The organism is Paenalcaligenes sp. Me52 (assembly GCF_050487965.1).
In the GTDB taxonomy this organism is placed as follows: domain Bacteria; phylum Pseudomonadota; class Gammaproteobacteria; order Burkholderiales; family Burkholderiaceae_B; genus Paenalcaligenes.
Map to the genome: position 1 here is coordinate 250,223 of NZ_JBKQFO010000002.1, position 12,080 is coordinate 262,302.

Sequence of the window (12,080 nt, forward strand, 5' to 3'; positions counted from 1 at the left end):
TAAAGATATGAATGATTTCAAGCTAGACAAGGCCGACATTCACATACTACGCCTGTTGCAACAACAAGCTCGCGCTTCTTTTGATGAACTCGCCAGCCAAGTAGGACTGTCCTCGTCTGCCGTTTTACGTCGCGTTAAACGTCTGGAAAAAGAAGGTGTAATCCAGGATTACCGAGCCACCATCCAACCAGAAGCCATAGGTATAGGCCTGACTGCCTACATTAACTTGCGTTTGGAGAAACAAAGCTCACACGCCAAAAATAGCCCACGAGAAATGTTCAGGTCGTTGGTGCAATCGTGGTCTGAGGTGACGGGCTGCGTGGCTTTGGCGGGGGAAATGGACTACATGCTGTGCGTGGTCGTGCGCGACATGGCGCACTTTTCACGATTTTTATCCGACAAGTTACTGCGCCACGAAATTGTTCGCGACTGTCGTACCAGCTTTGTGCTGGAATGGGTCAAGGAAGAAAAAGGGCTACCCATCTAGCCCTTTCTTTACTGCTTAGCCACCCACAGGACTACACAACTCAACCAACGTACCATCAGGGCAACGTACGTATGACACCGCTTGCCCCCACTGTTTGATAATGGGTGCTTCAAGCTCTATAGCACCTGCTTTTAATGCTTTTTGATGGGCTTTCAGCACATTATCAGTCACAAACGCGACCTCTACACCCAGCGGTTTTTCTGACGTATGCGCCTCTACATGGCCGGTTGAAAAATTCATTTCACCCAACGCATGCGCCGCAAAAGCCAGTGTAGTTTGGCCAGTCTCTAACTCGCCATAATCACCAGTTTCGGCCAAAAATCGACGCTTGAAGCCAAAAGCTTGCGTAAAAAAACTCAATGATGCATCCACATCAGGCACATAAATAATCGTGTAGCCGAACTTCATACTGCTCCCACCCAACGTGTGTGTCACATTATTCGTAATTGCGTAACCAACGATCAATCTCACCAGCCACTGTACGGCTAGCATTTGCCAATGCTTGTGCACCACCTGCTGCATTAGCTTCGGGCGCATCAATAGCGCTTACAAAGGTACGCTGTGCCAAAAGTTTGTCGCCTGTTGCACCAGGCTCAACCAAGGTGGCACGCAACTGCACAACGGCTTTGCTGTGTTGATCATCTTGGAAGATTTGCTCGAAATTTTCTATGTCTACGCGCAGCAGCAATGGATACTGGTCACCGGATCGCAGACGCGTCACGCTGAAGTCGGTATCCAAAATGGGGCGGCCCTGTTCCAACTGTTGGCGCAACTGTAAGCCAAACAACTGTTCAATAGGTCGGCTCCAACGTGCTTCTTGATAGGCGCGTAATTGTTGATCCACATTAGCAAAACGGTACAACATGGCAGTACTGCCTGGAATCAAGCCTTGGCCTGTAATAGCCGCCACAATCACTGGACGCTTACCTACTACTGGTAGGTCTACAGGTTTGCTAATTGCTGGGCCCAAATCGTATAGCGTTGCCGTTGCTGGAGGTTTAGGTAACACAGAGCACGCAGACAGCAATACCGCCCCTGCTAATAAGCCTACTTTGAGAGCTATGCTTTTCTTCATGGAATTCAGTTTTCCTTGTGTCGCAACCATTTCTTATCCCCTTATCAGTTCGCAGCAGGCGTTCTAAAACCTCGCTCGCCTGGACCTGGCTGACTACTATCTGGGCCATACAGGAAGCGTTGCGGGTTGCTGGACACTTGATGAATCAATACTTTGACTTCTTGTACTGCACTACTGACTTCTTCCATCATGCGCTGTAGACCCGGCAAGGTAGCATTACCCAACTCTGAGCCCACTACAGACAAGGACTGCGCTGCCTGCTGCAAATTCGGAATAACACCACCCGGCGCTCGCATATTTTGCACAATACCGCTTACGTCTTGGCCCATTTTGGCCAGATTGCCGGCAGCCTGACGTATCACTTGCATATCGGTTTCAATCTCTTTAGCCATAGTTTCCACTACCGGTTTCAAACCCTCCATGACCTCTGCCGCATTTTGTGCAGCCGCCCCCATCCCTGCGATGGACTGCATCAATACCTGCTGGTTTTCTTTACTCAGCAACGCATTCAGACTCACTACGGTTTCTTGGATTTCACCTAAGAACTCTGGCCCCATCTCTACAAGACGACTTAAACGCGAAGGTCGCATTTCCAATCGTTTAAACCCGCTGGCTGTCTCGCCCAGTACAGGCTGAGCCACAGCATCATCATCCAATTCTATGTAAGCCAAACCCGTCACACCTTGGTACCCCAAGGTGGCATAGGTTTTGGCAGAAACGGGGGTAGATTCTTCTACTTTGATATGGATAATCACCATACCTTGTTGTTCATTATTGAACCCTATAGAGGCTACACGCCCCACCGTTACCCCTTTGTAGCGTACGGCAGCTTGTGGCTGTAAACCTGTCACAGCTTGCGTGCTGGAAAGCTCATAATCCACGTAAGTACCTTGATCGCGGGTCAGCCAATACGCCAGCAAGCTTAAGAGTGCTGCAACCACCAGCACAAAAACGCCAGCTGCCATGGCATGTGATTTATTTTCCATTTAATTCGACTCCGGATGCTGCGTCGAGACGGTCTGTGCCGCCGCTGAAGTTTGCATGGGTTCGCGTGCGCGACGGCCTCGTTCACCCAGAAAAAATTGCTCAATAAAAGGATGCTGGAACTGCACGACTTCGTCGGTAGTGCCTTCCACAATCACTTTCTTTTCTGCCAGTACGGCTACCCTATCACTCAACGCGTACAAGGTATCCAAATCGTGCGTTACCATCACCACCGTAAAGCCCAGCTCTTTGTGCATGGCCAACAGCAATTCACAAAACTCGTCTGAGCCACGTGGGTCTAACCCGGCAGTAGGCTCATCTAGCAACAATAAAGGCGGGTCCATAATCAGGGCGCGCGCTAACGCTACCCGCTTAATCATCCCACCCGATAGGTCAGACGGCATGCGTGAGGCGTGCTCAGGTTTTAAACCCACCATTTGCAGCTTTACCATCGCCGCATCGCGTATCACTGGTTCTGGCAAGCTTTGCTGCTCACGCAACGCAAAGGCAACGTTATCCAACACATTAAATGCCGAATACAACGCCCCACGCTGAAACAGCATCCCCATGCGTGCCGAAGCTCCCTCTGGGGGTAACGATGCAGGGTCTTGTCCATCAATACGCACCGTGCCTTTGGTAGGACGTGTTAGCCCCAAAATATGGCGCAGCAGTACGGTTTTACCGGTACCTGAACCACCCACGATCGTGAGTATTTCACCGCGACGTATTTGCAAATCTAAATCTTGGTGCACAGCAAAAGCTTTGTCGCCTGTGCCAAAAACGGTCCACAGTTTTTTGATATCTACCAAGATATCGCTATTTTTCTCTGCAGTTTGGGCCTGTGTCTGATGCATGACTTAGAACCCCACGCTTTTAAACAAGATGGCAAACACGGCATCCAGCAAAATTACCGCTGTAATAGAGGTCACTACCGACGCAGTAGTCCCAGAACCCAAGCTTTCTGTATTGGGTTTTACCCACAAGCCCCAATAACACCCAATCAGTGCAATGGCGGCACCAAACACCGCCGATTTAGCCGTTGCCAACCACACGTTGGCTACCTGCACGGCATTAGGCAAAGCTTGGATAAAATACGCGGGTGATAACCCCAAACTGGCCTCAGAGGCCCACATACCACCCAACAAGGCAGCCAAGGTAGTCCACACGCTGACCAACGGCATGGCTACCGCCAGCGCTAGCACTCTAGGCATCACCAGTCTGTAACCATGCGAAATACCCATCACTTGCATGGCATCTAGCTCTTCGTTAACTCGCATCACCCCTATTTGGGCTGTAATAGCAGAGCCCGACCTACCCGCAACCAGAATGGCGGCCAACAACGGACCCAGCTCACGTATTAGTGAAATACCTAGAATATTGACGATGAACGCGTCAGCACCAAACTGGCGCAGTTGCAGGGCCAACAAATAGGCCACTACCACACCAATTAGAAAGCCCACTAAGGCAGTAATAGGTAAAGCTTGCGCACCCATTCTGAACAAATGCGCAGAAAAATCATGCCACGGGCCACGCGATGGACGGCGAATCAGCTTCAACACATCCAATAAAAACTGCCCCATCAGTGCAATCATGCCTTTGGCATGGTTCACACCATTAAAGGACATTTGCCCCAAGGAGACAAAAGCACGCTGTGTTATGGTGCATTCAGGTTCGCTTACCGGCTCAACGGTAAGCTCTGCCACGCGCTCTACAATGGCCTGTTGAATCTCGGTGAGCCGTACTTGCTCGGGCAACTGACGCCCCCAGCAGTCCCACAAGATTTGCACCGTCACATAGTCCAGCCCCTGGGCTTCAGTGAGATCCCATACCGTCTGCTTGTTCCCTGCCACACTACGTAACTGAGGCAACAGCCGTTTACTATGTTTTTCATCACTTAATACGCCGGCCTCCCACTGGCCCTGCAAACGCACGACGGTCGTTTGCCCAGAGGTTTCGGTTACGATGACGGCATCCTGGGTAAGCCCCATATATCACTCTATCCTGTATTTGGCCCACGCTATTTTAACGGTAAGAAGCAAAATGGGGGCAGTGTGCATTGTCACAGAATTTAATTTGTAGCCCGTAGTAAAATCAGCCCACCGAATCACCCCATGTAAAGGTAGAGATATGGCACGGGATATGACCTCCCTTCCGCACGATCCGCCTCCTGTAGGCCAGGCTATACAAGCCATTCGCGCCCAACAGAAGCTTTCCTTGGATGCCCTATCCAAACGTTCTGGGGTGTCCAAATCCATGCTGTCGCAAATAGAGCGCAATCTGACCAATCCTACGATTGCCGTGCTGTGGAAATTGGCGCAAGCACTGGATATTAGTGTGGGGGATATATTGGGTTTAGGTATGCAAGCAGTCTCGGCGGCTGAACCTACCATTACCCTGCAATCTGCACATGCAACGCCTGTTATCAAAAACAAAGACGGCACCTGTGAGCTACGCATTTTAGGTCCTATAGATTTGGCGGGCACCACCGAGTGGTATGCCTTAACAGTAGAACCTGGTGGCGTATTGGCTTCTGATCCCCATGAGGCCGGCACCAGAGAACACTTAACAGTGCTTTCTGGGCTCTGGAAAGTGCAGTCAGGTAATAGCGAGCAGCAACTGCAAACAGGCGAAACAGCTCGCTACCCTGCTGACCAACCACACGTTATCAGTAATATTGGAGATACCACCGCCACCGCATGGCTGGTGGTAGAGTCTATACGGCGTTAAGCCGCTTTGCTCAGCCTTGCTTGGCTAGCCGGTACAGGCATGTTGAAAATATAACCGCGTCTGGCCACACGCAATACCGCGCCCAACATGTCTTCGTTTGTATGATTCTTTTCCATCGTGGGTATGGTTGCGTCCAAAATAATCACATCAATGCTGTGCTCTTCCAATGTATGCAGCTCAGAAGATGAACACTGTTTAACACGATGCAGATTGGCAGGTCGTAGCAACCCATCCAAATGGCGCGTATGACAGGAAGACGCACTGAAGGCTTCCAAATCAGAACCTAGAAAAAGAATATCCATGATGTCATGCCCCTCAAGCACTATCAATTCAGTAAAACGAACGATGTTCTATATATAGAACACAAAATTCATAATATAGAACGGCTTTGGTCAGATCAAGCGCTTCCTGAAATAACGCAGCTAAACACCCACAATACTGCTGAAGGCTGCAGTTTCTGCACACTTTTTGACACCTAGGTGTACACGTAGCCGTGGTATTCTGCCTTTTTTCTTTTTAGCTTCATTCAACTCTATGCCAGAAGAATTGCTTGCCGTATCCGGAGACTTATTAATCAAGTACTCCATTGGTCTAGGTATTGCATTATTTTGTTTGTTCGGTGCGTTATGGGCTGACGTACGACTGAAACGTAAACAAAGTCTGACGCGAAAAATCACCTTTCACGTCATCCAAAGCGCCTTCCTGTGTTCGCTGGCCTTAACAGTGAACCAATATGCTGAATACGCTATCGTGGACTACAAGCTGCGTGCAGCGAGTACTAGTGTCATTGATTTCATCACCGTATTAGTAATCGCGCTGATCGTTCTGCGACAAATATCGCTATTAATTACGCTCTTTGAAAAACACCAAATCAGCAAAGGCAGCGATCCTACTTCTACACGTGTGATTGCCAGAATGCTGAAAATCGCCGTGTTTGTGGTGCTGCTACTGATGTTTGGTGAGCACTTTGGCCTAAGTTTGTCGGGCTTGATGGCGTTCGGGGGTATTGGTGGTATCGCCATCGGTATGGCCGGTAAGGATATTCTGAGTAACTTTTTCTCGGGCGTGATGCTGTACTACGATAGACCCTTCAATATTGGCGACTGGATTAGTTCTCCTGATCGCAATATAGAGGGGACGGTAGTAGAGATTGGCTGGCGTATCACGAAGATTAAAACGTTTGATAATCGTCCGCTGTATGTGCCGAACTCGCTGTTTTCTTCTATCAGCGTGCAAAACCCCGGGCGCATGACTAACCGTCGTATTAATACGCAAATTGGCTTGCGCTACGAAGACTCTGCCAAAATTCGCGTGATTGTGGATGAGATCAACGCTTACTTAAAGAGCAATACCGACATAGACCAGACCCAAACCATTTTGGTGTATTTCGATGCCTTTGCCGACTCGTCTCTCAACATCATGATTTACTGCTTCACCAAAACAACGGCATGGGCGGAATGGTTAGGCATACAGCAAGATGTCTACTTGAAGATCATCGATATCGTGCAAAAACACGGCGCTGACTTCGCCTACCCTACACAAACACTGTACGTGAATAAACAAAGCATTCCTGAAGCCTAAGGCCATAGCAGCACACCATCAAAACCAACATCAAGGGAAATCCCGGGTGTTGGTTTTTTTTGTCTCCCTATATCTTTGATCAAAGATCAAAAATCATATTAATTTTAGGTGGGTGCATATGGACGCACATCTTCCCGGTACAACAGGGCCTATTGTTCGCACTTCCGTACACGACGCGGTGTACCAGGTGCTACGCAACCGCATCATGCACGGCGTGTACCGTGCAGGCCAAGTGTTGGGCATACAAGAATTGGCAGACAATTTAGATACCAGCACCATGCCTGTACGCGAGGCGCTACGTAGGTTAGTGGCCCAACAAGCGCTGGAGCCTATGCGCAGCCGTTCTTCGCGTGTACCGCTGATTACGCTTGAACGCCTCGAAGATTTGCGCCGCTCACGCGTGCTGATTGAAGGCGCTGTCACACAATGGGCTACTGGCAATGTCAGCGAAGCGGATTTAGCACTGCTTACCCAACTTGCCAAAGATATACACCATAGTCGCAGCCAACCTGACGGCATGACCACCAGTCTGGAACTGAATAGACAATTCCACTTCTGTATTTATCGCTATGCTCAATCGCCTGTCATGCTGGGCATGATTGAAAGCTTGTGGCTGCAATCTGGCCCCTATTTACGTGAGGTACGCGAGCATTGCGGCCCTGAACGTACCCCTATTGATGACCACCACGAAACCATCGTGAATGCACTGCGCAACAAAGACGCCAAGGCCGCCCAAGAAGCCTTGCAAGCCGACATCAGTTGGCCTTTTGAACAGTTGCTGCAATTACAACAACCAACAGCCTAAGCCTCATTGGAGGAGACATTCCATGTTGCACAAACACCGTTCCCGCGTCGTGACCAGCGGCCCTACCCGCGCACCACATCGTGCCTTTTTACGCGCCACTGGTATGGACGACCATTCGCTGGAACAATCCTTTGTAGGTATTGTGAGCACCACGGGTGATAACACGCCCTGTTCTATGTCATTAGCCCCACAAGCAGATCACGCCCGTTTAGGCGTAGCGGAAGGCGGTGGTGTGCCTATCAGTTTCTCTACCATTTCAGTGTCAGATGGCACGTCGATGAACCATGCCGGTATGCGCATGAGCTTAGTGTCACGCGAAACCATTGCCGACAGCGTCGAACTGATGGTGCGTGGCCACGCCTACGACGGCTTAGTGGGGTTTGCCGGCTGCGATAAAACCTTGCCAGGCATCATGATGGGCATGGTGCGTACCAATGTGCCTTCAGTATTTGTGTACGGTGGCTCAATGCTGCCTGGCTTTGATGCCGAAACTGGCCAAGACAGCACCATTTTGACCACTATAGAAGCAGTAGGGCGTTACCAAAGCGGCACCATCAGTTTGGACCAGCTACGCGGCATTGAGTGCAGCTCATCCCCTACCGCTGGCGCCTGTCCGGGCCAATTTACCGCCAACACCATGGCGATGGTAGGCGAAACGCTAGGCTTGTCGTTGCTAGGCTCTTCCATGACACCTGCGGTGTACAGCAGCCGCCTAGCTTTGGCCCGTCGTGCTGGCCGACAAGTAATGTCCATCTTGTCCACAGGCGGCCCATTACCTCGAGACTTAGTCACTAGAAAGAGTTTAGAAAATGCCTGTGCCGTCGTCGCCGCAACCGGTGGCTCTACCAACGCAGCGTTGCACATTCCCGCCATTGCGAACGAAGCCGGTATTCGCTTCACACTGGAAGATGTAGGCCGTGTGTTTGAACGCACGCCATTAATTGCGAACCTGCAGCCCGGCGGCCTGTATCTAGCGCGTGATTTGGATCGCATCGGCGGCACACCGGTGGTGCTGAAATCCTTATTAAAAGGTGGCTTCTTACACGGCGACACCCTCACCATAGAGGGCAACACACTGGCTGAGGCGCTGGAACACTTCCCCGACCCTGACAATAAAATCGTCTTCCCTTGCTCTCAGGCATTGCACCCCACTGGTGGCGTGGTCGTACTCAAAGGCAATCTGTGCCCCGATGGCGCGCTGCTAAAAATTGCTGGCCTGAAATCGCTACAGTTCACGGGTACAGCCCGAGTCTTTGAAAACGAAGAATCCTGTATGAAAGCCGTCTCCACGCAAGCCTACCAAGATGGCGATGTACTGGTGATACGCAATGAAGGCCCTATGGGTGGCCCCGGTATGCGCGAAATGCTAAGCGTGACAGCGGCGATCTACGGCCAAGGTAAAGGCGAAAAAGTAGCCCTGCTAACAGACGGCCGTTTTTCTGGTGCTACCCGTGGCATGTGTATTGGCTACGCCAGCCCCGAAGCCGCAATGGGTGGTGCCATAGGTTTAATCCAAAACGGCGACACTATTCACATTGATGCCGCTACTCGCAGCCTTAACTTACACATCAGTGACGAAGAACTCGCCTTGCGTCGTGCCAACAAACCTACGCTAGAGCGCGCACCTTTAGCTGGTGTACTAGAGAAATACGCCAAATTGGTAGGGCCAGCCAACGAAGGTGCTACTACGCACTCCGGCAATCTGGATTGGCCTTATGACCCAGCGGAGGGCGAAGAATGAAACTCGCTTTCTGCGGTTTAGGCTTAATGGGCACAGCCATGGTGAAGCGGTTACTCGCCGCAGGACATCAGGTTAATGTGTGGAATCGATCCCCTGCTAAAGCACAGGCAATGGCAGAGCTAGGGGCAACAGCATGCCGCACGCCTCAAGAAGCAGCTACGGATGTAGACGGCGTATTACTGTGTTTGCTGGATGCCTCTGCGGTGCAAGAAGTGGTCTTTGGGGAAAATGGTGTGGCCCACGCCCCCAACGTATCGTGGGTGGTAGACCATTCCAGCATTGCCCCAGCTATCACTCAACAACTGGCTAAACAGCTACAACAACAGTGTCAGGCTAACTGGTTAGACGCCCCCGTATCCGGTGGTGTGACTGGTACAGAGCAAGGTACATTAACCGTGATGGTAGGCGGCAAGGCAACAGCGTTACAGCAGGCGTCTCCCGCTATCTTGGCCTATGCCGCTCGTATCACCCACATGGGTGATTCCGGCACCGGCCAAACTGCCAAGCTGTGTAACCAAACCATTGTGGCCGCTACGCTAAACGCCATCGCCGAAGCCTTAAGCTTAGCCCGCGCTGCCGGTATGGATGCGGCCAAATTGCCCGAAGCGCTACAAGGTGGCTGGGCTGATTCCAAACTGCTGCCCTTATTTACACCCCGCATGCTGCAAGCACAACACCATATTGTGGGTGCGTTAGACACCATGCTTAAAGACATAGACAGCGCTTTGGATTTAGCTAAGCAAACGCGTACCCCTACCGCGCTCGCCGCAACAGTGCAGCAAAACCTGCGACTAGCCAGTGCCTTAGGGTTAGGGGCAGCTGAAATCTCAGCGCTGGTGTGTCTGAGCCACCCTGATAGCCTGCCTGCATTTCAGGCGCAAGCGTAGCCACAGGAGCCAGCCACCATGCGTTTTGCTGCCAATCTCAGCTTGTTATTCCCAGAACATGTGAGCTTTGCGGAACGCTGCGCACGCGTTGCCGCACAAGGCTTCAGCTATGTGGAAATGCTGTTTCCCTACGATTTGCACCCACAAGAATACTTACTTCCCTTAGAAGACCACGGACTACAGCCACTGCTGATTAATACCCCTATTGAAGCTGATCATTTCGGGCTGGCAGCACTACCCGAAGCCAAAGAGCGGTTCAGAGCCGATTTTGATCGCGCCTTGCACACCGCATACAGCTTAGGCGTGCCCGCCATTCACGTTATGGCTGGCATTACGCAGCATATAGAGGCCCAGCACTGGCAAGACACGCTGCAAGAAAACCTTAGCTACGCCCTGCACCAAGCGACTGGTACTGGCATCACTTTGCAACTGGAAGCGCTCAACCGTCGTGACTTACCCGGTTATGCCTACTGGAATCCCGCTGATGTGTTGACTATTGTGCAGGCAATGAACTCCCCTCAACTCAAGCTGCAATTCGACTTCTATCACAGCTTAGTGGAAGGTTTACCACTACTTGAAACCCTACAGTCATGCCGAGACATGGTGTCTCACGTGCAAATTGCTGATCCTGCTCAACGCCATGAACCTAACCTGCAACAGCACCCAGAGATGCTACAAGCCCTGCTCTATCTATTGAACACGCAATACTTAGGCAGCATAGGTTGCGAATACAAACCCGCCGCTCAATTTGAGCAAGGGTTAAAGTTTCTCGTGATCTTGCAGCAAGCAGGCTTATGCACCACGCCGGAGCACACATCATGCACATAGTCATCACTGGTGCCGCCGGCTATATAGGCCATGCGCTGACTCGCTGGTTATGCACCCAAAGCTATTTTGCGGGCCAACCCATCACGCGCTTAAGCCGCACTGATCTAGCGTTACAGCCCATAGAACATGCCCCCGCTTTTCTACGCGATGTAGAGGGAGACCTCTGCCAAGCCTCTGTACGCGAGCAACTATTGGCTGAACCCGCCGATTACGTCTTTCATCTGGCTGGTATCACCAGCAAACGTGCCGAAGAAAACCTGTGTTTAAGCTTAGAGGTGAACCTACAGGCGTCGATGGCTCTGTTAGAAAACCTGCGCCACCAAACGCATAAAGCCACCGTGGTGTTTACCAGCTCAATTGGTGTGTTTGGCACTCCATTGCCTAACCACATTAATGACCAAACACCCATACAGCCCACCTTAAGTTATGGCACGCATAAACGCATGGTTGAGCTACTGATTGCTGATTACAGCCGTCTTGGCCACATAGATGGTCGCTCAGTGCGCTTACCCGGCATTATCGCCAGACCGCTGCAAGCTATTGCCGCGTTATCCAGCTTTTCCAGCGATGTTGTACAGCATATGGCTGCTGGTACGGCCTATACCTGCCCTGTCTCATCTGATGCGGCAAACTGGTTGATCTCTTTACCTTGTTGTTTAGAACAACTGCTGCATGCGGCTGTATCACCAGCCTCGGCGTGGCCTACTAGCCGAGTAGTCACCCTACCCGCATTACGCGTACTAACTGGCGAATTGGTGCAAGGTTTAGCACAGCGTTATGGCGCTGATCGCACCGACTTGGTGAGCTGGCAGCCAAACGCCGACATAGAAGCACAATTTGGCCGCTGGCCCACCTTGGACACCACCCTCGCTAACCAGCTTGGGTTCACCCATGACCATACGATTGAAAACCTGATACACAGAGCCCTGCTTACCACCCCATCAGCTTGATACATATAAAACATA

Annotated in this window: 14 protein-coding genes; 8 read left to right on the forward strand and 6 right to left on the reverse strand. The window is 51.2% G+C overall.

Features of this window, described 5'->3' with window-relative positions; genetic code table 11:
- Nucleotides 1-7 precede the first annotated feature (7 nt).
- A complete protein-coding gene (locus tag ACLO87_RS12390; protein ID WP_430223860.1) occupies nt 8-487 on the forward strand; it encodes an Lrp/AsnC family transcriptional regulator in 480 nt (159 codons plus the stop codon).
- 15 nt (nt 488-502) lie between these two features.
- Here the strand turns inward: ACLO87_RS12390 and ACLO87_RS12395 are convergent, their stop codons facing one another.
- From ACLO87_RS12395 to ACLO87_RS12415, 5 genes are read right to left on the reverse strand one after another with little or no spacing between them, the layout of a single operon-like run.
- A complete protein-coding gene (locus ACLO87_RS12395) occupies nt 503-895 on the reverse strand; it encodes a VOC family protein (RefSeq protein WP_135862281.1) in 393 nt (130 codons plus the stop codon).
- A gap of 28 nt (nt 896-923) precedes the next feature.
- Nucleotides 924-1,562, reverse strand: a complete 639-nt coding sequence (locus ACLO87_RS12400) for an ABC-type transport auxiliary lipoprotein family protein (RefSeq protein WP_168246806.1) — start codon at nt 1,560-1,562, stop codon at nt 924-926.
- A 44-nt stretch (nt 1,563-1,606) separates the two neighbouring features.
- Nucleotides 1,607-2,548 carry an MlaD family protein gene (locus ACLO87_RS12405; protein WP_135862277.1) on the reverse strand — a complete coding sequence of 314 codons (942 nt, stop codon included), beginning with the start codon at nt 2,546-2,548 and terminating at the stop codon, nt 1,607-1,609.
- Nucleotides 2,549-3,400: an ABC transporter ATP-binding protein gene (locus ACLO87_RS12410; protein ID WP_430223861.1), complete on the reverse strand. Its 852-nt coding sequence runs from the start codon at nt 3,398-3,400 to the stop codon at nt 2,549-2,551.
- 3 nt (nt 3,401-3,403) lie between these two features.
- Entirely contained in the window at nt 3,404-4,534 is a 1,131-nt protein-coding gene (locus ACLO87_RS12415; RefSeq protein ID WP_135862273.1) for an MlaE family ABC transporter permease, read from the reverse strand.
- 139 nt (nt 4,535-4,673) lie between these two features.
- On the opposite strand from ACLO87_RS12415, the gene ACLO87_RS12420 reads away from it, so the two are divergent.
- A complete protein-coding gene (locus ACLO87_RS12420) occupies nt 4,674-5,273 on the forward strand; it encodes a helix-turn-helix domain-containing protein (RefSeq protein ID WP_430223862.1) in 600 nt (199 codons plus the stop codon).
- On the opposite strand, the gene ACLO87_RS12425 is transcribed toward ACLO87_RS12420, so the two are convergent.
- Nucleotides 5,270-5,575, reverse strand: coding sequence for a hypothetical protein (locus tag ACLO87_RS12425; protein WP_430223863.1), 306 nt, complete (start codon nt 5,573-5,575; stop codon nt 5,270-5,272). The genes ACLO87_RS12420 and ACLO87_RS12425 overlap by 4 nt on opposite strands.
- A 232-nt stretch (nt 5,576-5,807) precedes the next feature.
- Between ACLO87_RS12425 and ACLO87_RS12430 the strand changes: the two genes are divergently transcribed.
- The 6 genes from ACLO87_RS12430 to ACLO87_RS12455 all read left to right on the forward strand — a co-directional run bounded on the left by ACLO87_RS12430 (nt 5,808) and on the right by ACLO87_RS12455 (nt 12,065).
- A complete protein-coding gene (locus tag ACLO87_RS12430; protein ID WP_135862267.1) occupies nt 5,808-6,854 on the forward strand; it encodes a mechanosensitive ion channel family protein in 1,047 nt (348 codons plus the stop codon).
- A gap of 118 nt (nt 6,855-6,972) precedes the next feature.
- Entirely contained in the window at nt 6,973-7,659 is a 687-nt protein-coding gene (locus ACLO87_RS12435; RefSeq protein ID WP_135862265.1) for a GntR family transcriptional regulator, read from the forward strand.
- 22 nt (nt 7,660-7,681) lie between these two features.
- Complete coding sequence (ilvD, locus tag ACLO87_RS12440; RefSeq protein ID WP_430223864.1) at nt 7,682-9,400, forward strand: dihydroxy-acid dehydratase; 1,719 nt, start codon at nt 7,682-7,684, stop codon at nt 9,398-9,400.
- Nucleotides 9,397-10,287, forward strand: a complete 891-nt coding sequence (locus ACLO87_RS12445) for an NAD(P)-dependent oxidoreductase (RefSeq protein ID WP_430223865.1) — start codon at nt 9,397-9,399, stop codon at nt 10,285-10,287. The genes ilvD and ACLO87_RS12445 overlap by 4 nt, the downstream gene beginning before the upstream one ends.
- Before the next feature lie 18 nt (nt 10,288-10,305).
- Entirely contained in the window at nt 10,306-11,115 is an 810-nt protein-coding gene (locus ACLO87_RS12450) for a hydroxypyruvate isomerase family protein (protein WP_430223866.1), read from the forward strand.
- Nucleotides 11,106-12,065, forward strand: coding sequence for an NAD-dependent epimerase/dehydratase family protein (locus ACLO87_RS12455; protein ID WP_430223867.1), 960 nt, complete (start codon nt 11,106-11,108; stop codon nt 12,063-12,065). The genes ACLO87_RS12450 and ACLO87_RS12455 overlap by 10 nt, the downstream gene beginning before the upstream one ends.
- The last annotated feature ends 15 nt before the right edge of the window (nt 12,066-12,080 follow it).